We start from the raw sequence: 21,561 nt of genomic DNA, 5'->3' as shown, positions 1-21,561 counted from the left end.
TCCCCGCTCAAGATGTAAAAAAACAGCAGTACGTTTCTGTAGTACCAACTGCAGCATACATCCGGTATAGAGAGATTCTTCAGCTGACACTAGGCTTATTGAAATGGATACAACAAAGTGGAAGAAAGAGCGTAAAAATTGACAAAAAAATTTATTTATGCTATAATTTACTATTAATATATTTGTATGTATAATAAGATTCTCCTGGCCGGGGGAATCTTATTTTTTTATGGAGGATCATTTCATGAATAAGCCCAGCGTAACGTCTTTGATTTCAGCTTTTGCTCGTGCGTATCACAGCCGATATGACACGCCTCTCATTTTTGACGATTTTATTGCAAAAGATCTCATTAACGAAAAAGAGTTTAAAGATATCAGCGAGAATATGATTCAAGGAATCTCGTTTTTCAACAAAGAGGTTGCTGAACGCCTGCAAAATGATCCTGAAGAAATATTAAAGTGGGTTACACACATCCAGCTGTCGCCCACGCCCTTAGCACGTGCTTCATATTGCGAAAAAGTCTTACACAACGAATTGATGCTGGGAGCAAAACAGTATGTCATTCTTGGGGCCGGGCTGGATACTTTTTGTTTTCGGCATCCTGAATGGGAACACAGCTTACAAGTTTTCGAGATTGATCATCCGGCTACACAGCAATTCAAAAAAAATAAGCTGAAGGATGCAAATCTGACAATCCCGGAGCACCTTCACTTTGTTCCTATGGACTTTACCAACACGTTTTCGTATCAGCCTCTCTTCGATAAAGGATTTGAGAACACAAAAACATTCTTCAGCCTACTGGGAGTGTCTTATTATTTAACACGGGAAGAAAACGCAAGCTTGATCAGCAATTTATTCTCTCGTCTCCCATCAGGGAGCTCAATCGTTTTTGATTATGCGGACGAAACACTCTTTACAGCAAAAGGAACGTCAAATCGAGTTGAACATATGGTGAAGATGGCCGCCGCAAGCGGTGAACCGATGCAATCGTGTTTTACTTATCAAGAAATTGAGAATCTGTTAGCGTCATCAGGTTTGCTGATCTATGAACATTTATCACCCGACGACATTAATGACCTTTTCTTTTGTAATAGAACGGACGATTTGTCAGCGTTTGAAACGATTCATTATATTCATGCAGTGAAAAAATAATTTTCAAATCATCAGATGCCTCCCCATTTTCGGGAGGCTTTTATAAAAAAAAGCTGCCGTCATCATACGGCAGCTTCTGTTAATGGCTTCACCAGGATCATAAATGATTTGCCTTTTTCATCTTTTTCCGTTTTCAGCTGTTCAAAGCCGCATTGGCTCAAAAACAGGATCCATTCACTGCGGTCAATGGGAACTCCGGCAAACATCGCTTTATGTTTGGCTCTGAGCAATGTGCTGATCTGTTCGATGATCATCCTCGCATGCCCCTTTTTTTCTTCAGCTGGGTCTACCAGCACCGTTCCAAGCCACGGCTTTCCATTAGAAGGCGCCCACTCGAGATGATAGCTGATGGCTACAGGCTGACCGTCTTTTTCCCATACAAGCCATGACCCATTGTACATGGAGTAGGAGATGATATAGCTTTCTGCATCTTTCTCCCCAAACTCCTCCTCTTTCCATACAGGATAAGCCTCCGCGAGCTTCTCTAACAAACAGAGATCATCCTGTTCAAATGCCCTACTTTCCAGCATGAAGATACTCTTCAAATATCGTTTTATGTATAGATGGGTTTCCGGCCAGCACACTGTGATTTTCTAAATAGGTAAACGGCTCTCCCTCAATGGTCGTATAGATGCCTCCTACTTCATTTAACAGCACACAGCCGGCTGCATAATCCCATGGCGCAAGACGCATCGTGATGTAAGCATCAATTCTTCCTGCCGCGACATTTGCCAGCTCTAAAGCGGCAGAACCGTAGGAGCGTGTGCCTCTGACTCTTTTCACAAGGGGCGCTAGCACACTTGAATCAATTCTTCTGTTTTCCGTTACCCATGTCGCATTAATGGCAAGAATCGCTTCTTCAATGACGGTTTCTTTTAAGGGAGCCAACTTCGTTTCGTTCATATACGCTCCTCTGCCGCTAAATGCGTGATATAGCTCATCATGCACCACATCATAAATTAAACCGATTTTTCCTTTTCCGTTTTCAAAAATCCCGATTGAAATCGCGAAATTTCTTTGCTGGTGCACAAAATTCATCGTCCCGTCAATCGGGTCGATGATCCAAACGACTCCCTCCAGTGAGTGGAGTTTGTCTCCTTGTCCTTCTTCGCCGAGTATGCGGTGTCCCGGAAATGTTTCTTGAATGCGTTCAATGAAAAACTTTTCCGTTTCTTTGTCAATATTGGTGACTAAATCATTCGGATTTGATTTCGTTTCAATTGTCAGGCTTTCATGCATGGATTGTTTAATTCTCGCGCCTGCTTCTCTTATCCATTTCTTTGCAATCTCATCAATTTCCGTCCAATTTGTCATTCGTGCGTACCTCTCTTCTATGTAGACCTTTATTTTATAGGATACTGATAACGGCGGTGAAAAAGCAAGGAAAATGAAAAATATCCCTTCTCATGTAAAAACGAACCATTCATGCGGTTCGTTTTCACTATCGCTTTTTACCCGTTAATTCGAATCCATTCTTTTCTGAGTCGCTCAAGTTTGTTTTTGCTTTGTTGAATCTGTTCCTCATTTTCTTTTTGCATTGCTTCATATAGGGTTGCCAATTCATAATCAACCTCTAGTCTCCAGACAGCTACACGATTGTTTTTCTCTTCCTTAAACCCCTCTTTTACAACTTGCCTCATTGTCTTTCGCCCCTTCCAGAGATCATTTGTTTGTAAAAAAGCATCCCATTTTGCCATTCAACAATGATTACTTCTTATATCGTATGATTGTTCTATTTACGCGTAACATGATTCTGAAAATTGTGTGTTTACCTATTCGTTTATTACCACATTTCCCCTTTCTTCAAACGCGCGCAATCTTTTTGCCGCTCGTCCTAACTGTGATAAAATATGAATACTGAGCATGAAGGAGGAAAATCATGACACAAATGCGTTTTACTGAAGAAGACTTTAACACATTTACAATAGAAGGCTTAGACGCGCGCATGGAGGTATTAAAAGAGACGGTCCGTCCGAAGCTTACGGCACTAGGCGAACATTTCGCCCCGACTTTATCAGCTTTAACCGGAGATGAAATGTTTCCTCATGTGGCAAAGCACGCAAGAAGATCCGTCAATCCCCCTGCTGACAGCTGGGTGGCGTTCGCAAACAGCAAAAGAGGCTATAAAAAACTGCCGCATTTTCAGATTGGCCTATGGGAAAGCCACGTATTTGTGTGGTTCGCGATCATTTATGAATCCCCAATAAAAGAAGAATACGGCAAATTGCTTGAAGCAAATCAGGAAACCATTACTAAGAATATTCCAGACAGCTTCGTGTGGTCCGCAGATCACACAAAACCGGGCGTACATAAACAGTCTGAAATGGACAAGGAACAGCTGAAGACGCTGTTTGAACGTTTGCAGACTGTAAAAAAAGCCGAGCTGTTATGCGGCATCCAGCTTCAAAAAGAAGAAGTGCTGAATATGAATAACCAGGAATTCCTTCAGCGTATCGACGATGCATTTCAGCAGCTTGCTTTTCTGTACCGTTTCACCCAAAAAGTATCACAAGCATAAAAAAGAGCCGGGATATTGGGACTGACCCCCGTTTTTGAGACAGGGATCAAAACACCTTTTAAACAGCCAATTGCCGATAGTTTATCGGTGATTGGTTGTTTAGTTTCGTTTGAATACGAATATTGTTATAATAATGAATGTATTCTGTGACAGTGCGTTCTACGATGGCGGTCGTAGTTCGATCAATGCTGTTAAGATAGAACGTTTCAGACTTTAGTAAGGAATGAAACGATTCGATGGAGGCATTATCAGCGGGCGTCCCTTTGCGGGACATGCTCATGATAATGCCTTTTGTGTTAACAGCTTTTTGATACTCGTAAGATGTATACACAGAACCTTGGTCGCTATGTAACACGCAGTTCTCAGGCAATGTTGGCAGCTGCTCAAGTGTGTCTAAGACAAAGTCTGTGTCCTGCTTATCGCCAATCGTATAAGCAATCACTTCTCCATTGTATAAATCTAATATACTGGAAAGGTACAATTGTTTCTGCCCATAAGGCAAATATGTGATGTCCGTTACTAGTTTTTCAAGAGGGCGATCAGACTGAAAGTTCCGATCCAATATATTATCGACTACGGCATATGGCTGCCCATTCTTCTTACGCTTTTTCACCTTAACCCGGCACTGCCACTGATTTTTCTGCATAATACGTTGAACCGTTTTATGGTTGATACGCATTCCCTTTTTTAAAATGGCTGTGATTTTCCGATATCCATATCGATACTTGTGCTCTCGGCACAACGTACCGATTTGTTTTTCCAAATGTCGCTTGGGATGATCCTTCATCCGATTCTTCTTCCAACGATAATAAGACGCTCGAGAGATACCTAAATGAATACAGATATCCTGCACGGTCATTGTGCTGCGCAATACTTCTACAAGTTCGACTGACGTTTCGCTATCAACTTCCTTTCCAATTCGTTGTACTTTTTTAACACTTCATTCTGTTGTCTTAGATAACAATTCTCTGCCTGCAGTTTCTCTAATTCGGAAGAATACTCCGGACCTTTTCCGTAAGTGTATTGCTTTCCAACAGGCTGTTCGAATCGATGTGTATCACCAGCCTTATGCCATCTAACCCATGTCTGAACCTGTGTCTTATTCTTAATATTCAATTTCTGCATGATCTCTTTCATAGGTACGCCTGCCAATCTCATTTCTACAGCCTTCTGTTTCACTTCAACCGGATAACTCACTCTTGTCCCCATAGAAAAAACACCCCCAAGTCTAATTTCGGATAACAATCATCCGTTTTCAAACTTGAAGGTGTTTTTATTTGTCTCATCTTATGGGGTCAGTCCCATTTTCCCGGCTCTTATTTCTTACATCTTAATCTTCGCCTGATCAGATTCTCTCGCCTGTTTGACCGTGCGATAAGGCGAGTATGTACTTTGTTCTTCAAACTCGCCGCATAGCTTTTTTTCCTCGGCCTTCCCCGGAACAATTTCTTTGAAACGGCGGTAAGCTTTAAGCAGTTCTTCACGATCAGCGCCTTTTTCATATGCAAGCTCAACCTGCTGGAAAAATGCGATCACATCCACAGCTTCTTCGGTTGTCCAATCTTCATTCATCGGATATTGGTATTCCATTTTCTTCACTCCTTATCATTTGCTTCCTCTAAGAGAAAGCATCTTCATTTGATCATAAATTGTTCTTTACATTCTTTCAAGTTCATAATATAATTCATTTGTTTTACGTCTAAAAAACGGTTGAGAAACTGATTTTAATACACACTATTATGCATAGGTATGATTACAAAGGTGGGAAAACAATTGTCGCAACATGAAACACCCTTATACACAGGACTGAAAAAGCATGCAAGCAGACAGCCTGTTCAATTCCACATTCCCGGCCATAAAAAAGGGGCAGGAATGGACCCAGAATTTAGACAATTTATCGGTGAAAACGCGTTAAGCATAGATTTAATCAATATTGAACCATTAGATGACCTGCACGCGCCAAAAGGCATCATCAAACAAGCACAGGATCTGGCGGCTGAAGCATTTGGCGCGGACCACACATTTTTCTCTGTCCAAGGAACAAGCGGCGCCATTATGACAATGGTGATGGCTGTCTGCGGACCCGGAGATAAAATTATTATTCCAAGAAATGTGCACAAATCAATTATGACAGCTATTGTATTTTCCGGAGCGATCCCAATCTTTATTCATCCTGAAATTGACAATGAATTGGGCATTTCCCACGGCATTACACTTGAATCTGCTAAACGGGCGCTTACGGAGCACCCAGATGCAAAAGGGCTTCTCGTCATCAACCCGACATATTTCGGGGTTGCAGCCGACTTAAAAAGCATCGTAGAACTCGCCCATTCGTTTGATGTACCGGTGCTCGTTGATGAGGCACACGGCGTCCACATACATTTTCATGACGAATTGCCGCTTTCAGCCATGCAGGCAGGAGCGGACATAGCAGCGACTAGTGTACACAAACTGGGCGGATCACTAACACAAAGTTCTATTTTAAACATGAGAGAAGGCCTTGTATCTAAAGACAGAGTGCAATCCATCCTGAGCATGCTGACAACAACGTCAACATCTTACTTGCTTCTCGCCTCACTGGATGTTGCCAGAAAACGCCTTGCGACAGAAGGCCATCAGCTTGCTGAGGAGACACTGAAGCTTGCCAACCAGACGAGAGACCGTCTTAATCAGATTGAAGGCATGTATTGTGTCGGTTCTGAGATTCTTGGATCAAAAGCAGCTTACAGCTATGACCCGACAAAATTGATTATCTCTGTTAAAAACCTTGGTCTCACAGGTCATGACGTTGAAAAATGGCTTCGTGAATCCTTTAATATTGAGGTTGAGCTTTCTGATCTGTACAATATATTGTGTATTTTCACCCCTGGTGACAGCCAAAATGATGCAGACCGGCTTGTAGAGGCTTTAACAGAGATTGCACATCATATGTCAGAAAAAGATGTCACACATCAGCAAACTGAGGTTCTGCTTCCGGAAATACCTTTATTGGCAATGACTCCGCGTGACGCTTTCTATGCAAATACGGAAGTCATTCCACTAAAAGAAGCATCCGGCCGAATTATCGCTGAATTTGTCATGGTATATCCTCCTGGTATTCCAATCTTCATTCCAGGTGAGATTATTACAGAAGAAAACATCAGCTACATTTTCAAGAACCTTGACGCGGGTCTCCCTGTTCAAGGGCCTGAGGACTCGACGCTAAACATGATCCGGGTCATCAAAGAACAAAAAGCGATTCAATAAATAAAAAGCATGCGGCTTGAGCCGCATGCTTTTTTTACTGTTCATCAACAGGACATTGACATTGTCCACAGCATGTTCCGTATAATGTTGTCACTTTCTCATCTTCAAAGTAATGAATGGCTTCGTTGCAATCTTGACAAACAATCGTACCCATCTCTCATTCCCCATTTCTTTGAAATTTGAAAACGCTTAATTTCTTTTGTTGCTATTATATTAATATGTCACATTTAAAATGTCAACAATAAACTGTATAACACATTTAATTTATATATCGATATATATAACCTGTTTTTTTCATTTTCCATCATTCAATACCTTTTTCATGCAATAGCTTTCATCGATACATATGCCAAAACACATCATGAGATTTCATATTTTCTTGAACTTTTATTGAAGGACGCAGCGATGAACCCTTTATACCCCCAAGACGATCTTTTAAACGATTTTTATGGAATGTAATCTCACTTTAAAAACGGTTTCAATTATATAACAATTAGGTAACAAGAAGCAGATTAAGCCGCCTCTCGTGATAAACTAAAGCTAGTTTACTATTGTTTATACAAGGAGAAGATAGATGCGATATCGCGTGATATTCCCCATACTGATAATAGTATTTGCTTTATCGGGCTGTACACTTTCCACCATCAATCCGGTGAAAAAAAGCCGGATTGACAACATTCACCATACACAAATCTTGTTTTTTTCTGATGAGAACCAAATTGATCAGGAAGCGCCATATTACGATGCACTGCTTGATTTAGAAAAAGATTATCCAGAGCAAATAGATAAAATGAAGGTCTATGATAACAAAAAAGGCTGGGAAGATGAAATCGAAACCGTTCCTACCCTTATGGTTGTGGATCAGCGCCATGTCGTGGTGAAGATCGAGGGATGTGTGAAAAAGAAAGAAGACATCATTAAACCATTGCAGCATGTGCTGCCAAAATAAAAAACAGCCCCGCTTAAAGCGAGGGCTGTTTTTGATATGAGCATTATTTTACGATGTGAATCGGACTTCCGATTGCTACTTCAGCAGCTTCCATCGTGATTTCGCCCAATGTTGGGTGAGCGTGAATTGTCATCGCGATATCTTCAGCAGTCATGCCGCCTTCGATCGCTAAGCTTAATTCAGAAATCATATCAGAAGCACTTGCGCCGGCGATTTGCGCACCGATCACAAGACCGTCCTCTTTACGAGTGATCAGCTTCATGAAGCCGTCTGTTTCGTTAAGAGAAAGCGCACGTCCGTTTGCTGCAAATGGGAATTTAGCAGCAACAATGTCAAGACCTTCTTCTTTCGCCTGTGCTTCAGTGTAACCAACTGATGCAAGTTCAGGCTCAGAGAAGACAACCGCAGGAATGCCAAGGTAATCGATTTCCGCAGGCTCTCCAGCGATAGCTTCTGCTGCGATTTTACCTTCGTAAGACGCTTTGTGAGCAAGCGGCGGTCCTTCGATGATATCACCGATTGCATAAATGTTAGGCACGTTTGTGCGGCACTGTTTGTCAGTTTTCACGACACCGCGGTCCGTCATTTCGATACCGACTTGCTCAAGACCAAGCTCATCAGTGTTTGGACGGCGTCCAACTGTAATCAGTACGTAATCAGCATCAACAGTTTTTTCTTCGCCTTTTACTTCAAATGTAACTGTTACGCCGTCTGGTCTTTCTTCAACGCCTTTAGCCATCGCATTTGTATGGATTTCAACGTTGCCTTTTTTCTTCAGTCTGCGTGTAACAAGAGAACTCATTTGTTTTTCGAAGCCAGGAAGAATTTCATCTCCGCCTTCAAGAATAACAAGCTCAGTACCGAAGTTGGCATACGCAGTTCCAAGCTCAGTTCCGATGTATCCTCCGCCGATAACAACGAGCTTTTTAGGAATTTCTTTAAGAGCCAAAGCGCCTGTTGAATTTAGGACACGCTCAGTATATTTGAAGTTTGGCAATTCGATAGGACGAGAACCAGTTGCAATGATTGCGTTTTTGAACGTGTATGTTTGAGCAGAGTTCTCATCCATAACACGAACTGAATTGCTGTCTACAAAGTAAGCTTCACCTTTTACAACATCCACTTTGTTGCCTTTAAGAAGACCTGCTACACCGCCAGTAAGCTTGTTTACAACAGAAGCTTTCCATTCTTGAACTTTTGTGAAATCAACTGATACGTTCTCAGCAGTGATTCCCATGTCGTCAGAATGCTTTGCATTCTCATAACGGTGGCCTGCATTGATCAGCGCTTTTGAAGGGATACATCCAACGTTTAGACAAACGCCTCCAAGAGTTGCTTTTTCAACGACAGTTACTTTTTGTCCAAGCTGTGCAGCGCGGATGGCAGCTACATAGCCGCCAGGTCCCGCACCAATTACAAGAGTATCTGTTTCAATAGGGAAATCTCCTACTACCATAACATTACGCCTCCATTAAAATTAATTGTGGATCGTTCAGTAAACGCTTGATGTGATTTAATGCATTTTGTGCAGTTGCTCCATCGATCATACGGTGGTCGAAGCTGAGAGAAAGAGCTAAGACTGGAGCTGCTACGATTTCGCCATCACGAACAATCGCTTTTTCTGCAATGCGTCCGATACCAAGAATCGCAACTTCTGGATGGTTGATAACCGGAGTGAACCATTGTCCGCCGGCAGAACCGATGTTTGTAATTGTGCAAGATGCGCCTTTCATTTCAGCTGGAGCAAGCTTGCCTTCACGCGCTTTCGTTGCAAGGCCATTGATCTCATCAGAAATTTCAAAGACAGATTTACGATCTGCATTTTTCACAACCGGTACAAGCAAGCCTTTTTCAGTGTCAGCAGCGATACCGATGTTGAAGTAATGTTTTTGAACTACTTCTTCTGTTTTATCGTCAATTGACGTGTTTAAAACAGGGAATTTTTTCAGTGCAGATGTAAGAGCTTTTACAACGTAAGGCAAGTAAGTAAGCTTGATTCCTTGATCAGCAGCAACCTGTTTGAACTGTTTACGATGTGCAACAAGGTTTGTTACGTCCACTTCGTCCATTAACGTTACGTGAGGAGCTGTGTGTTTAGAGTTAACCATCGCTTTCGCAATTGCTTTACGGATACCGCTCATTTTTTCGCGTGTTTCTGGGAATTCGCCCTCTGGAGCTGGTGCAGCAGCCGGTTTAGCAGCTGTTTCTTGTGGTGCAGCTGTTTCTTGCGGCGCAGCATCTTGCGCTCCTCCGTTTACAAAGCTGTCGATATCTTCTTTTACAACACGTCCGTTGTTTCCTGAACCAGTTACTTTACGGATGTCAATGCCTTTTTCACGAGCATATTTACGTACAGAAGGCATAGCGATCACGCGTTTGTTCGGGTCAACCTCAGCTTGATCCTGCTGTCCTGCGCCAGTTGCTTTTGCAGGCTCTTGAGCTTGCTCTTCTTTCGCAACGTCCTGTCCAGCTTCCGCAGTTGACTGAACTTGAGCTTCAGTTTTCGCATCGTCAGACTCATCGCTGCCTTTAAATTGAAGGTCTTCGTAACCAGGTGCATCAAACGTAATGATCGTTTGTCCAACAGTTGCAACCGTTCCCTCTTCAACTTTTAATTCTAATACTTTTCCTTTAACAGGTGAAGGAATTTCTACTACTGCTTTATCATTTTGGACTTCAGCCAGTACATCATCTTCGTCTACCTCATCGTTAGGCTTGACAAACCATTTTACGATTTCGCCTTCGTGGATACCTTCCCCGATATCTGGAAGTTTAAATTCAAATGCCACAGTTCTCGACCTCCTAGTTTGATTAAGCAATTTTAAAGTTTACATCGTAAGCATTGAAAACGGATATATAATAGAGGGAAAACGTTCATCTTCCCTCTCGATTATGCAGTTTGATTAAAATTCAAGAACTTTTCTTGCTGTTTCAAGAACGTCTTTATGGTTTGGAAGCCATACGCTCTCAGCTTGCGAGAAAGGAAATACTGTATCAGGCGCAGCCACGCGAAGTACAGGTGCTTCCAAGCTCAAGATCGCACGGTCATTAATTTCTGCTACTACGTTTGCAGCAATACCGGCTTGTTTTTGTGCCTCTTGAACAACAATCGCGCGTCCTGTTTTTTCTACAGATGCGATGATTGTATCGATATCAAGCGGGCTTACAGTGCGAAGGTCGACAACTTCAGCAGAAATGCCGTCTTTTTCAAGCTCCTCGGCAGCTTTTAATGATTCATGAACCATTGCGCCGTAAGTGATGATTGAAAGGTCAGTACCTTCACGTTTTACGTCAGCTTTGCCAAGCTCAATTGTGTATTCTTCTTCAGGAACTTCCTGACGGAAAGAACGGTAAAGCTTCATGTGCTCTAAGAAAACAACAGGATCATTGTCTCTGATCGCAGAAATCAAAAGTCCTTTGGCGTCGTAAGGAGTTGATGGAATAACAACTTTGATACCAGGCTGTTGTGCAACAAGACCTTCTAAGCTGTCAGCGTGAAGCTCAGGAGTATGAACACCGCCGCCAAACGGAGAACGAATTGTTACAGGTGAAGTCCAGCGTCCGCCAGAACGATAGCGCATACGAGCCATTTGGCCAGAAACTGAATCCATTACTTCGTAAACAAATCCGAAGAACTGGATTTCCATTACCGGACGGAAGCCGTTTAAGCCTAAACCAAGGGCAAGACCGCCGATACCAGATTCAGCAAGTGGCGTGTCAAACACACGGTCTTCACCGAATTCTTTTTGCAATCCTTCTGTCGCACGGAATACGCCGCCGTTAACACCAACGTCTTCTCCGAAAACTAAGACATTTTCGTCATTTTTCAGTTCTGTGCGTAACGCATCCGTGATTGCTTGAATCATTGTCATTTGCGCCATGGCTTACTTCGACTCCTTCTGTGTATAAATTTCAAATTGCTCCTCAAGGTTGTGAGGCATTTTTTCGTACATGATTTTCATTAAATCAGTTACTTTTTGCTTCGGCTCAGCATCAGCTTTTTTGATCGCTTGCTTAATTTCTTCTTTCGCATCCTCAATTACTTTTGCTTCTTCTTCTTCAGACCATAAGCCTTTGTTTTCAAGGAACGCGCGGAAGCGTACAAGCGGATCTTTTTGTTCCCACTCATTTTCGATTTCTTTCGTACGATATTTAGTCGGATCGTCACCGGCCATTGTGTGCGGACCGTAACGGAATGTAAGTGTTTCAATCAATGTCGGGCCTTCGCCGTTGATTGCGCGCTCGCGTGCTTCAGCAGTTGCAGCATATACAGCAAGCGGATCCATTCCGTCTACTTGTACGCCGACAATACCTGCAGCTACAGCTTTTTGTGCAATTGTTTCAGCCGCAGATTGTTTTTCAACCGGAGTTGAAATCGCGTAGCGGTTGTTTTGTACTACGAAGATTGCAGGTGCTTTATAAGCGCCGGCAAAGTTAATTCCTTCGTAGAAGTCCCCTTGTGAAGCTCCGCCGTCACCAGTGTAAGTGATTGCGACAGCTTTCTTACCGCGTTTTTTAAGACCTAGCGCAACACCGGCAGTTTGAATGTATTGAGCACCGATAATGATTTGTGGAGAAAGGGCATTCACATCATCAGGCATTTGGTTTCCTCTGAAATGTCCGCGAGAGAAAAGAAACGCTTGATATAACGGAAGGCCGTGCCAAATTAACTGAGGCACATCACGGTATCCAGGAAGAACAAAGTCTTCTTTTTCAAGCGCGAAATGCGTTGCAATCTGAGAAGCTTCTTGACCCGCAGTAGGAGCGTAAAATCCGAGACGTCCTTGACGGTTTAATGAGATAGAGCGTTGATCAAGCACACGCGTAAATACCATGCGGCGCATTAGCTCTTTTAATTGATCATCAGTTAAATCAGGCATCGCCGCTTCATTCACGACTTCTCCCTTTTCATTTAAAATTTGGAACGTTTCGAACTGCTTTTTAATGGCATCAAATTGCTTCTTACTGTCAACGATAGCTTTTTTCGTTTTTGCAGCCATACTAAGTCACCTCTTCCTTTCTTTTAAACAGTCATTAGACGTGCATTCCTTTTATACATACAAACTTAGGGTACCCTAAAGTATCAGCAGTAAGTCGTATATATTTTAGCCGATCCCCAGTTTGCCAAAACCTTTTATGTAGGATAGTTACACTCTGCTTTGAACTGTATTATTTCGAAGTTGTAAAAAACTAATACAACACCGCTTAACATGGATTAGTTTACACCAAATAAAGAAGAGCCGTCAATCGTTTTCATCGCTGATTTTCAATAAATGTATTCGCTTTACATTTTCAATAAAAAAACAGATGCAGACTGCACCCAAAACTGTACTAGTATACATCACCATACTGTACTACAATAGAAATGAAAATTTTGAACAAAATTGGCATCGTGTTTATTTAAAAAAGAGCTGTTCATAGTCAGCTCTTTTTAACATGGTAGCCTGCGGCATCATACAGATCGTCCCGGGCTTTATTATATTTATCTGTTTGTTCATTAAATTCTCCGCTATATTTAAGGACCTTTTCATAAGAAGCATTGACTTTATCGATCTGCTGGTCCAGATCATCTCGTGTCAAGTCTTTGTCTTTCAGCTGCTTATACAGCTTTTTATTAAGCTGAAGCGCTTTTTTATATTCTTCATACATGAAGCCATATGATGTATATCTTTTCTCCATATGGCTTGCTGCTGTATCAGCCTTTTCTTTTATGTGTTTATCCTTAATATGTTCAGCTGACGTTTTTGCTTCCTCAAATTCCGATTCTGATTTTTTGATGCTGTCATTTTCAATCTTTAGATGTTCTTCGCGCTTGCTGACATTTTCAAGCGCTTCGTCAGATAAAGCAACAATTTTTTTATAATCATCCATATTGAGCTTCATGACATCATCATAAAGCTGATTTTCTTTCGCCTCTAATTCTTCGAGTGTTTTCTGTTCTTCTTGAAACGGCTTTTCCGATTCCGCGGCTTTTTCTAATGAATGATGAAGTGAATCAACCGGGTCCTTTCCCATGCATCCTGTTAATAACAGTGTCATCGCACAAAAAACTCCAATTTTCTTCCCGGGCAGCCGTTTTAATGCGTCTTTCACGTTAAATCCCCCAATCTTTACAATTTCTACTATAGAATCCATGGAGACATTTAGCAATAGCTGTACTGTATGAATACAACTTTAAAATCAAATCAAAAAATGAAAAATCAGGACAGATGACCATACAACTTTTTTGTTTTTACATAGGTTATAGTAGACGCTATGCCTACTTCTAAAGGCTCTGGCGTAATTCAAATAGGAGGTTTTGCAATATGTATGGATATGGTTACGGCGGAGGCTGCTGCGGTTATGGTGGTTACGGATATGGCGGTTACGGATATGGCCGCACCTTTGCGTTAATCGTTGTTTTATTCATTCTGTTAATCATTGTCGGAGCTGCTTATTTAGGCGGAGGCTGTTGCTAGTTACACAGCATGAAATTGACCAGCCATCTACGGCTGGTCATTCATTTCGTTGCACCACTGTTAACAAATCCGATATAATTTACATATTAAGCTTTAGGAGTGAAGTTTCTTGATTACTATGGAAAACATCGTACGTGACGGCCATCCAGCCCTAAGAGAGACAGCTGAACCTGTTGAGCTGCCTGCAACGGATGCAGAAAAACAGCAGCTGGCCGACATGATCGAATTTGTGAAGAACAGCCAAAATCCGGAATTAGCCGAAAAATACAAGCTGCGTCCAGGCGTAGGACTCGCAGCCCCTCAAGTTAATATTAAAAAACGAATGATCGCCGTTCATGCGGAAGATGATTCCGGTAAGTTATACAGCTATGCTCTGTTTAATCCTAAGATTGTCAGCCATTCTGTCGAAAAAAGCTACTTAACAAGCGGCGAGGGCTGCCTGTCTGTTGATGAAGCGATTCCCGGCTATGTTCCCCGCTATGCCCGCATCAGAGTAAAAGGAACAACGCTCGAAGGCGAAAATATTGATATCCGTTTAAAAGGATTTCCTGCTATTGTGTTTCAGCATGAGATCGATCATTTGAACGGTGTTATGTTCTATGATCATATTGATAAGGAGAATCCTTTCAAAGAGCCTGAAAATGCAATCGCGATTGAGCGCTAAAAGAAAAATCAGCTGGCACAGCGCCAGCTGATTTTTTCATTTTAAAAGGCCCAGTTCTTTGACAGCGAACGCAATTCCATCCTCGTCGACCGGCTTTGTTACAAAGTCTGCGATTTCTTTTAATTCAGGAACAGCATTTCCCATAGCTACGCCTGTCCCGACATAGTCAATCATTTGCAGATCGTTTAATCCGTCGCCGAAAGCATATGTATCACTGATATCAAACGGAAGACGCTCGATGACTTTTTTAATCCCTTCCGCCTTCGAACCTCCGTGCGGAAGAACATCAGTCGAAAACTCATGCCAGCGCACTAGATCAAATTCAGGAAAAGCGGCATAAGCTTTTTCTTCTTCATCCTGGCAAAATAAAAGAAGCTGAAAAATTTCTTTTCCTTCATAAAAAAGCTCATCGGTTTCTGGATAATCGGTTTTAAGGCTGCCGATTCCCTCCAAAACATGAGGGTGGTCCGCAACAGTCGCTTTCATCGTATCCTCTGCCATAAACACAACAGGATGTTTGCCCTCTCCTGCCTGCTTTAATAATCGTCTGATCGCCTCTTCAGGAAGCGGATTTTTATAAATCACTTGATTTTCAAAAACAACATACTGCCCATTATAAGAAATGAATGAGTGTATACCCAGTTCTTCCAAAATCGGCTTAACCAAAAACGGAGACCGCCCGCTGGCGATAAATACATGATGCCCTTGGCGCTGCAGCTCCGCCACCGTTTCTCTCGTACTTTTCGGTATATTCTTATCATGATCAAATATCGTGCCGTCAATATCAAAAAAGATTAATTTTGAATCCATCGTAACTTCCCCTTTATCGTCTTGATCTGCAAATCCCACCCTCATCATACAAAAAGATTGTCATTCAGCAAACTATTTCGTTCAAAAATCATATTAAATTCCATTAATAACCACGATAAGTCTTCCTCAATCTCCGTATACTATTTGTACAAAAGAACTCAGGGCAAATGTTTATTAAGGAGGAACTGAAAATGCTGCGCAAATTAAGAAAGAAACTCAGAAGACAATGGAACGGAATGCTCCGCAAGAAAGCGATTGCCTGACAAGGGATCCTTCACTTTTCGAGAGGTCCTTATTTTGCTCAAGGCTTTCCTTATATTCCGTTTTCGAATATAATAGAATAAGCGAGTCTAACATACGGCATTTAAGGAGAGATTTGGATGATTTATAAGGTATTTTATCAAGAAAAAGCTGAGGAAGTACCTGTTCGGGAAAAGACAGATTCACTTTATATTGAAGGCGTATCTGAACGTGACGTCAGAACAAAGCTGAAAGAGAAGAAATTTAATATTGAGTTTATCACACCTGTTGATGGTGCATTTTTAGAATATGAACAACAGAGCGAAAATTTTAAAGTATTGGAGTTATGAGCGGTATGAAATTTGTAAAAAATGATCAAACTGCTGTTTTCGCCCTCGGAGGTTTGGGCGAAATCGGTAAAAATACGTACGCAGTTCAATTTCAGGATGAAATTGTGCTGATTGACGCGGGGATCAAGTTTCCCGAGGATGAACTGCTCGGGATTGACTACGTTATCCCTGATTACACGTATTTAGTCAAAAACGAAGATAAAATTAAAGGGCTTTTTATCACCCACGGGCACGAAGACCACATCGGCGGTATTCCGTACCTGCTCAGACAAGTGAATATTCCTGTTTACGGCGGTAAACTCGCGATCGGCTTACTTCGGAATAAACTTGAAGAGCATGGGTTATTAAGACAGACGAAACTGAACATTATCGGTGAAGATGATATCGTTAAGTTCCGCAAAACGGCTGTGTCATTCTTCAGAACAACACATAGCATTCCGGATTCCTACGGTATTGTTGTAAAGACGCCGCCAGGAAACATCGTACATACTGGAGATTTCAAATTCGACTTTACTCCAGTCGGCGAGCCGGCAAACTTGACGAAAATGGCCGAAATCGGAAAAGAAGGCGTTCTGTGCCTCCTTTCTGACAGCACAAATAGTGAAAACCCAGAGTTCACTATGTCTGAGCGCCGAGTCGGAGAAAGCATTCATGACATTTTCCGCAAGGTAGACGGCCGAGTTATCTTCGCCACATTTGCGTCGAATATCCACCGTTTGCAGCAAGTAATTGAGGCTGCTGTATTAAATGGAAGAAAAGTTGCTGTATTTGGACGCAGTATGGAATCGGCTATTGAAATCGGACAAACCCTCGGATATATTAACTGTCCTAAAAATACGTTTATTGAACATAACGAAATCAATCGCATGCCTGCCAATAAAGTAACGATTTTATGTACAGGAAGCCAAGGGGAACCGATGGCGGCGTTATCAAGAATTGCAAACGGCACGCACCGCCAGATTTCAATTAATCCTGGGGATACAGTCGTATTTTCTTCATCCCCTATTCCAGGCAACACAATCAGTGTGAGCCGGACGATTAACCAGCTGTATCGCGCGGGAGCCGAGGTTATTCACGGACCTCTTAACGATATCCATACATCCGGTCACGGCGGACAGGAAGAACAAAAGCTTATGCTTCGTTTAATCAAGCCTAAATTTTTCATGCCGATTCACGGTGAGTATAGAATGCAAAAGATGCATGTCAAGCTTGCAACAGATTGCGGCATCCCCGAAGAAAACTGCTTTATCATGGATAATGGTGAAGTATTGGCGCTTAAAGGCGATGAAGCTTCAGTTGCCGGCAAAATCCCGTCCGGTTCAGTCTACATTGACGGTAGCGGCATCGGTGATATCGGTAATATCGTGCTTCGCGACCGCAGAATTCTTTCTGAAGAAGGTCTTGTCATCGTGGTTGTCAGCATTGACATGGACGGCTTTAAGATTTCAGCGGGACCTGATTTGATTTCCAGAGGATTTGTGTACATGAGAGAATCCGGAGACTTGATCAATGACGCTCAAGAGCTTATTTCTAATCATTTACAAAAAGTGATGGAACGAAAAACGACTCAATGGTCTGAAATCAAAAACGAGATTACAGATACGCTTGCACCGTTCTTATACGAAAAAACGAAACGCCGTCCGATGATCCTTCCGATCATTATGGAGGTTTAAAAAAAAGATGCACTCACAAGGAGTGCATCTTTTTTATTGCTGTTATTGCAGCGATATGTGCCGAAATGACTTTACATCAAATAATCCTGTTGTCGTCATTTTGATGTCAGGAATGACAGGCAAAGCCAAAAATGACAGCGTCAAAAATGGATTAAATCCGCCTGTGAATCCGACTAACGACAATTTTTCGTGCAGCGTCTGCAAGCTCTTATTCACCTGCTCCGCAGATTGGTCGGATAATAACCCCGCAATCGGCAACGGTACTGAATGGAGCTCTTCTTCATTTTTTATAATCGTTAATCCTCCGCCAATTTCCTGCAGCTTATTAACTGCAGCCGCCATATCGGCATCATTTGTTCCGACGGCTATAATATTATGGGAATCATGCGAAATGGTTGTGGCAATCGCTCCGCTCTTGAATCCAAACCCTTTCACAGCACCAAGTCCGATTTCTTTTAATCCTTTATGCCTCTCAATAACTGCAATCTTTAACAAATCAAGGTCAGTGTCAGGCTCAAAGAAGCGGGCAGCAGGAGCCGGAACATGTACCAATCGTGTTTCAAGCTGATTTGGAATGATTTGAATGACATTGATTTTCCGCTTTGAATCGATTGGCATATGAAAATTCTGTTTTTTAAGAGGAGCCGCAAGCTTAACAGAATCAAGCAGTGACGGGTCTGGTACGGCCGCTGTAGCGCTATCTTGACAGATTGCTTTGGTGTCTTCAGCAACCGTCTGTCCTTTTACCATCGTCATTGAGACAGTGACATTTTCAAGATCAGATACAAAAAGCAAATCAGCGTCAAAACCCGGTGCAATCGCTCCCTTTGTATCCAGTCCATAGCACTCGGCTGCGTTAAGGCTTCCTAATTGATAGGCTAAAAACGGGTCAAGTCCGGCTTGCATCGCCATTTTCACCTGATGATTCACACTTCCCTCTGACAACAAATCATCTACATGCTTATCATCCGTACAGAAAAAGAAGCGGCGCGCATTCTTTTCATTCACCGCCGGCAGCACTTGTAGAGTGTTTTTAGCGACTGATCCTTCACGCATCATGACATACATTCCCCTTCTAATACGATCAAGGGCTTCTTCCTTCGTCGTTACTTCATGATCGTTTAAGACAAACGCAGTTCGATAAATGTTAATGAGGTCTGTTGACAAACCCGCTAAATGACCGTCAATCCGCTTACCTGCAACACGGGCATCAAGCAGTTTCTGAACCATATCTTCTTCAGCCTGCTGAACCGACACATAATCCATGACTTCAGCCAGCCCCAATACTTCTTCCTCTTCGTAAAAAGGCTTTAAATCGGCTGCTTTGAGTACTGCGCCTGATCGCTCAAAGCTTGCGGCAGGCACACTGGAGGGGAGCATAAAATGGATATTCAGCGGTGTTTGCCGAGCCTGTTCAATCATAAATGCAATCCCTTTTTCACCAGACACATTCGCGATCTCATGCGGATCGGTAACAACGGTCGTCACCCCATGCGGCAGCACCGCTTTAGCGAACTCAACCGGTGTAACCATAGATGACTCAATATGTACATGTCCATCAATAAAACCCGGAACAATCATTTGTCCCTCTGCATCAATGATGTTTTCGCCTTCATACTCACCGAGGCCCACTATGACTCCATCTGTAATCGCAATATCTTCATATATCCATTCTTGATTGAATACGTCCATGATTTTTCCGTTCTTGATGACGATATCTGCTTTTTGTCTCCGGGCTGAAGCATTCAGCCTATTGACAAGCGCTTCTTTATTCAAATAGGCCCCTCCTCTTTTTTATTATATGGTACAATATGCTATCGGAACGCCTATGCTTAGTCAATAAAATTTTAAGAAATTGGCGCTCATTTCATTAAAGTTGTTATATTCTGATAATATCAAAAAACCGCCCTTTGAGGACGGCTTGTTTATCTTGCTATTTCGTATGAAGAACTCTTTTTTCAAAACGGGAAATGTCGGTAACCGATCCAATGACAATGAGAATATCTTCTTGATGTATGACTTCGGTCGCAAGAGGCGACACGATGACTTCCTTGCCTCTTTTAATGGCTACGATGTTAATACCGTATTTCGCACGGATATCTAAATCAAGAAGCGTATTTCCTGCTAAGCGGCTGTTGGCAACAATTTCAACAAGACTATGCTCTTCAGACAGCTCCAAATAATCAAGTACGTTGTTGGACACGATGTTATGCGCAATTCGCTTTGCCATATCTCGTTCGGGATGGACGATGTGATCCGCACCGATTTTAGACAGCACTTTTTCGTGATAATCGTTCTGCGCTTTAACTGTAATGGTATTAACGCCAAGTTCTTTCAGAATGAGAGTCGTTAAAATACTCGCTTGAATATTTTCTCCTATTGCTACAATAACGTGGTCAAAGTTCCGCAGACCTAAATTTTTCAGGACAGATTCGTCTGTTGAATCACCGATTACAGCGTGAGATGCGATCTTGGCATATTCGTTGACTTTATCCTCATCGATATCCATCGCCATTACCTCGACGCCTTCTTCGCTTAATGCTTTGCAAATACTGCCACCAAAACGGCCTAGTCCAATTACCGCAAATTCTTTTTTCATAGTGGTGCTCCTTTACCTGACATCATGCTGATCAAATTTTATCATATTCTTTTGTAACAGTGTTAATTTCATTACACTTTTGGCAGCGAATTCATATGCCCCTTAAGCTTATCAGCAAACCCCGGTGACAAATACATCTCCGCTCCGCGTTCAATTTCAATCTGATAGTGCTGAGGCGGGGCAGTTTCCGCTTCTTTTTGGAGAACGAGAAAGGTTAAACAGTCTGTGTATCGCTTTCCCTCAGCATCAACGTCTACAAATGCCGGCCGATACGTAAGCGATTCAACGCCCTCCCTTTTATATAGATAGGAAAGAGCAGAAAAAGGGATGCGATATAAAACACCTTCTGTTGTTCCTCCGTCTTCCATCATATCCGCTCTTGAGCCGTCTTCTCTTTTTAGCGTGAAGCGAGTTGTGTATCCTTTTAAAACAGCTCTTCCCACTGGATCTTGAAAATAGTGATCAACTCCCGCCTTTTGAAAGCGTGCATTGTCCATACAGGACCCATAGGCAAAATAATAAATAGGGTTTTGCGATTTGCTGATCATCTGATGTTCTTTCCAGTCGCCGCTGCTTATTTTCTGAAAGTCGGCACATTCCTCTTTGTCCATAAAATAAATAAGCGCTTTTTTGATCCCGGCGTCCGTTTCTACAAGCACCGTTTGTTTATGATAGCCACGATAAAATTGATCTAGCTTATGTATACACAATTCATCTGCTTCATACACTTCGCCGCATATATAACCTTCATCTTCAAAAACGGCTGCGGGTCCTTCTTTTGCAGCAAACAGACATCCCTTCGTTCTGGCCTGCTCATTGATACATGGCGATTGTGCAAGCAGATAATGATTTTTTTCATGTTTTCTTAATGTCCCGTATACAAACAGAAGCGAGTTCATCT

The 21,561-nt window shown here is 42.2% G+C and carries 23 protein-coding genes and 1 pseudogene; 9 read left to right on the top strand and 15 right to left on the bottom strand.

Annotated elements, in window-relative coordinates; genetic code table 11:
* The first annotated feature begins 244 nt into the window (after window positions 1-244).
* The gene (locus EFK13_RS08160) at window positions 245-1,153 is read left to right on the top strand and encodes a class I SAM-dependent methyltransferase (protein WP_193554145.1); all 909 of its coding nucleotides are present in this window, start codon (window positions 245-247) and stop codon (window positions 1,151-1,153) included.
* A 62-nt stretch (window positions 1,154-1,215) separates the two neighbouring features.
* Here the strand turns inward: EFK13_RS08160 and EFK13_RS08155 are convergent, their stop codons facing one another.
* The 3 genes from EFK13_RS08155 to EFK13_RS08145 form a co-directional block, all read right to left on the bottom strand.
* Window positions 1,216-1,644, bottom strand: coding sequence for a GNAT family N-acetyltransferase (locus tag EFK13_RS08155; RefSeq protein WP_129505830.1), 429 nt, complete (start codon window positions 1,642-1,644; stop codon window positions 1,216-1,218).
* 25 nt (window positions 1,645-1,669) lie between these two features.
* Window positions 1,670-2,467 carry an inositol-1-monophosphatase gene (suhB, locus tag EFK13_RS08150; RefSeq protein WP_129505814.1) on the bottom strand — a complete coding sequence of 266 codons (798 nt, stop codon included), beginning with the start codon at window positions 2,465-2,467 and terminating at the stop codon, window positions 1,670-1,672.
* A gap of 137 nt (window positions 2,468-2,604) precedes the next feature.
* On the bottom strand, window positions 2,605-2,793 hold the full coding sequence (locus tag EFK13_RS08145) for a hypothetical protein (RefSeq protein ID WP_129505831.1): 189 nt from the start codon (window positions 2,791-2,793) through the stop codon (window positions 2,605-2,607).
* A 239-nt stretch (window positions 2,794-3,032) separates the two neighbouring features.
* On the opposite strand from EFK13_RS08145, the gene EFK13_RS08140 reads away from it, so the two are divergent.
* Window positions 3,033-3,671 (top strand): YktB family protein, encoded by a 639-nt coding sequence (locus EFK13_RS08140; RefSeq protein ID WP_039073829.1) that lies wholly within the window; start codon window positions 3,033-3,035, stop codon window positions 3,669-3,671.
* A 58-nt stretch (window positions 3,672-3,729) separates the two neighbouring features.
* On the opposite strand, the gene EFK13_RS08135 is transcribed toward EFK13_RS08140, so the two are convergent.
* A protein-coding gene (locus EFK13_RS08135; RefSeq protein ID WP_129507417.1) for an IS3 family transposase occupies window positions 3,730-4,880 on the bottom strand; the annotation gives its coding sequence in 2 pieces (ribosomal slippage) (window positions 3,730-4,607 and window positions 4,607-4,880; 1,152 coding nt in all).
* A 114-nt stretch (window positions 4,881-4,994) separates the two neighbouring features.
* Window positions 4,995-5,261, bottom strand: coding sequence for a UPF0223 family protein (locus tag EFK13_RS08130; protein WP_014663837.1), 267 nt, complete (start codon window positions 5,259-5,261; stop codon window positions 4,995-4,997).
* Window positions 5,262-5,444: 183 nt separating this feature from the next.
* Here EFK13_RS08130 and speA point away from each other — a divergent pair, with 183 nt between their 5' ends.
* Window positions 5,445-6,917 carry an arginine decarboxylase gene (gene speA / locus EFK13_RS08125; protein ID WP_075745849.1) on the top strand — a complete coding sequence of 491 codons (1,473 nt, stop codon included), beginning with the start codon at window positions 5,445-5,447 and terminating at the stop codon, window positions 6,915-6,917.
* A 34-nt stretch (window positions 6,918-6,951) separates the two neighbouring features.
* On the opposite strand, the gene EFK13_RS08120 is transcribed toward speA, so the two are convergent.
* A complete protein-coding gene (locus EFK13_RS08120) occupies window positions 6,952-7,071 on the bottom strand; it encodes a GapA-binding peptide SR1P (RefSeq protein WP_129505832.1) in 120 nt (39 codons plus the stop codon).
* Between the two features lie 420 nt (window positions 7,072-7,491).
* On the opposite strand from EFK13_RS08120, the gene slp reads away from it, so the two are divergent.
* A complete protein-coding gene (slp, locus tag EFK13_RS08115; RefSeq protein WP_119997036.1) occupies window positions 7,492-7,866 on the top strand; it encodes a peptidoglycan-associated lipoprotein Slp in 375 nt (124 codons plus the stop codon).
* A gap of 43 nt (window positions 7,867-7,909) precedes the next feature.
* Here slp and lpdA read toward each other — a convergent pair whose 3' ends face one another.
* The 5 genes from lpdA to EFK13_RS08090 form a co-directional block, all read right to left on the bottom strand.
* Window positions 7,910-9,322: a dihydrolipoyl dehydrogenase gene (lpdA, locus tag EFK13_RS08110; protein WP_003222288.1), complete on the bottom strand. Its 1,413-nt coding sequence runs from the start codon at window positions 9,320-9,322 to the stop codon at window positions 7,910-7,912.
* Between the two features lie 4 nt (window positions 9,323-9,326).
* Window positions 9,327-10,655 (bottom strand): pyruvate dehydrogenase complex dihydrolipoyllysine-residue acetyltransferase, encoded by a 1,329-nt coding sequence (pdhC, locus tag EFK13_RS08105; protein WP_129505833.1) that lies wholly within the window; start codon window positions 10,653-10,655, stop codon window positions 9,327-9,329.
* Window positions 10,656-10,769: 114 nt separating this feature from the next.
* Entirely contained in the window at window positions 10,770-11,747 is a 978-nt protein-coding gene (pdhB, locus tag EFK13_RS08100; RefSeq protein ID WP_014113660.1) for a pyruvate dehydrogenase complex E1 component subunit beta, read from the bottom strand.
* A 3-nt stretch (window positions 11,748-11,750) separates the two neighbouring features.
* Window positions 11,751-12,866: a pyruvate dehydrogenase (acetyl-transferring) E1 component subunit alpha gene (gene pdhA / locus EFK13_RS08095; protein ID WP_003222294.1), complete on the bottom strand. Its 1,116-nt coding sequence runs from the start codon at window positions 12,864-12,866 to the stop codon at window positions 11,751-11,753.
* A 421-nt stretch (window positions 12,867-13,287) separates the two neighbouring features.
* On the bottom strand, window positions 13,288-13,959 hold the full coding sequence (locus tag EFK13_RS08090) for a YkyA family protein (RefSeq protein ID WP_129505834.1): 672 nt from the start codon (window positions 13,957-13,959) through the stop codon (window positions 13,288-13,290).
* Between the two features lie 162 nt (window positions 13,960-14,121).
* Between EFK13_RS08090 and EFK13_RS21225 the strand changes: the two genes are divergently transcribed.
* The 3 genes and pseudogenes from EFK13_RS21225 to def all read left to right on the top strand — a co-directional run bounded on the left by EFK13_RS21225 (window position 14,122) and on the right by def (window position 14,988).
* Window positions 14,122-14,259, top strand: a complete 138-nt coding sequence (locus EFK13_RS21225; protein WP_407062075.1) for a hypothetical protein — start codon at window positions 14,122-14,124, stop codon at window positions 14,257-14,259.
* Window positions 14,226-14,324, top strand: a pseudogene (locus tag EFK13_RS21220) (YjcZ family sporulation protein); the annotation flags it as partial. The gene EFK13_RS21225 and the pseudogene EFK13_RS21220, both read left to right, overlap by 34 nt.
* Window positions 14,325-14,433: 109 nt before the next feature.
* Entirely contained in the window at window positions 14,434-14,988 is a 555-nt protein-coding gene (gene def / locus EFK13_RS08080; RefSeq protein WP_064812940.1) for a peptide deformylase, read from the top strand.
* A 36-nt stretch (window positions 14,989-15,024) separates the two neighbouring features.
* Here the strand turns inward: def and EFK13_RS08075 are convergent, their stop codons facing one another.
* Window positions 15,025-15,798 (bottom strand): Cof-type HAD-IIB family hydrolase, encoded by a 774-nt coding sequence (locus EFK13_RS08075; RefSeq protein WP_129505835.1) that lies wholly within the window; start codon window positions 15,796-15,798, stop codon window positions 15,025-15,027.
* Window positions 15,799-16,178: 380 nt separating this feature from the next.
* Here EFK13_RS08075 and rnpZA point away from each other — a divergent pair, with 380 nt between their 5' ends.
* Both rnpZA and rnjA read left to right on the top strand, forming a co-directional pair.
* On the top strand, window positions 16,179-16,388 hold the full coding sequence (gene rnpZA / locus EFK13_RS08070; RefSeq protein WP_064812944.1) for an RNA polymerase subunit omega 1: 210 nt from the start codon (window positions 16,179-16,181) through the stop codon (window positions 16,386-16,388).
* 5 nt (window positions 16,389-16,393) lie between these two features.
* The gene (gene rnjA / locus EFK13_RS08065) at window positions 16,394-18,061 is read left to right on the top strand and encodes a ribonuclease J1 (protein ID WP_003238841.1); all 1,668 of its coding nucleotides are present in this window, start codon (window positions 16,394-16,396) and stop codon (window positions 18,059-18,061) included.
* 42 nt (window positions 18,062-18,103) lie between these two features.
* Here rnjA and ade read toward each other — a convergent pair whose 3' ends face one another.
* The 3 genes from ade to EFK13_RS08050 form a co-directional block, all read right to left on the bottom strand.
* On the bottom strand, window positions 18,104-19,837 hold the full coding sequence (gene ade / locus EFK13_RS08060) for an adenine deaminase (protein ID WP_129505836.1): 1,734 nt from the start codon (window positions 19,835-19,837) through the stop codon (window positions 18,104-18,106).
* A 157-nt stretch (window positions 19,838-19,994) separates the two neighbouring features.
* Entirely contained in the window at window positions 19,995-20,660 is a 666-nt protein-coding gene (gene ktrC / locus EFK13_RS08055) for a Ktr system potassium transporter KtrC (RefSeq protein WP_010334094.1), read from the bottom strand.
* Window positions 20,661-20,731: 71 nt separating this feature from the next.
* Entirely contained in the window at window positions 20,732-21,559 is an 828-nt protein-coding gene (locus EFK13_RS08050; RefSeq protein WP_129505837.1) for a gamma-glutamylcyclotransferase family protein, read from the bottom strand.
* Between the last annotated feature and the right edge of the window lie 2 nt (window positions 21,560-21,561).

This window comes from Bacillus cabrialesii (assembly GCF_004124315.2).
In the GTDB taxonomy this organism is placed as follows: domain Bacteria; phylum Bacillota; class Bacilli; order Bacillales; family Bacillaceae; genus Bacillus; species Bacillus cabrialesii.
This window is presented reverse-complemented; position numbering and strand designations above follow the sequence as displayed.

Excerpts from the sequence above, each read along its gene's own strand:
- EFK13_RS08160 (WP_193554145.1), top strand. The coding sequence starts at position 245 with ATGAATAAGCCCAGCGTAACGTCTTTGATTTCAGCTTTTGCTCGTGCG.
- suhB (WP_129505814.1), bottom strand. The coding sequence starts at position 2,467 with ATGACAAATTGGACGGAAATTGATGAGATTGCAAAGAAATGGATAAGA.
- EFK13_RS08145 (WP_129505831.1), bottom strand. The coding sequence starts at position 2,793 with ATGAGGCAAGTTGTAAAAGAGGGGTTTAAGGAAGAGAAAAACAATCGT.
- EFK13_RS08140 (WP_039073829.1), top strand. The coding sequence starts at position 3,033 with ATGACACAAATGCGTTTTACTGAAGAAGACTTTAACACATTTACAATA.
- EFK13_RS08130 (WP_014663837.1), bottom strand. The coding sequence starts at position 5,261 with ATGGAATACCAATATCCGATGAATGAAGATTGGACAACCGAAGAAGCT.
- EFK13_RS08120 (WP_129505832.1), bottom strand. The coding sequence starts at position 7,071 with ATGGGTACGATTGTTTGTCAAGATTGCAACGAAGCCATTCATTACTTT.
- slp (WP_119997036.1), top strand. The coding sequence starts at position 7,492 with ATGCGATATCGCGTGATATTCCCCATACTGATAATAGTATTTGCTTTA.
- lpdA (WP_003222288.1), bottom strand. The coding sequence starts at position 9,322 with ATGGTAGTAGGAGATTTCCCTATTGAAACAGATACTCTTGTAATTGGT.
- pdhB (WP_014113660.1), bottom strand. The coding sequence starts at position 11,747 with ATGGCGCAAATGACAATGATTCAAGCAATCACGGATGCGTTACGCACA.
- pdhA (WP_003222294.1), bottom strand. The coding sequence starts at position 12,866 with ATGGCTGCAAAAACGAAAAAAGCTATCGTTGACAGTAAGAAGCAATTT.
- EFK13_RS21225 (WP_407062075.1), top strand. The coding sequence starts at position 14,122 with ATGCCTACTTCTAAAGGCTCTGGCGTAATTCAAATAGGAGGTTTTGCA.
- EFK13_RS08075 (WP_129505835.1), bottom strand. The coding sequence starts at position 15,798 with ATGGATTCAAAATTAATCTTTTTTGATATTGACGGCACGATATTTGAT.
- rnpZA (WP_064812944.1), top strand. The coding sequence starts at position 16,179 with ATGATTTATAAGGTATTTTATCAAGAAAAAGCTGAGGAAGTACCTGTT.
- rnjA (WP_003238841.1), top strand. The coding sequence starts at position 16,394 with ATGAAATTTGTAAAAAATGATCAAACTGCTGTTTTCGCCCTCGGAGGT.
- ktrC (WP_010334094.1), bottom strand. The coding sequence starts at position 20,660 with ATGAAAAAAGAATTTGCGGTAATTGGACTAGGCCGTTTTGGTGGCAGT.
- EFK13_RS08050 (WP_129505837.1), bottom strand. The coding sequence starts at position 21,559 with ATGAACTCGCTTCTGTTTGTATACGGGACATTAAGAAAACATGAAAAA.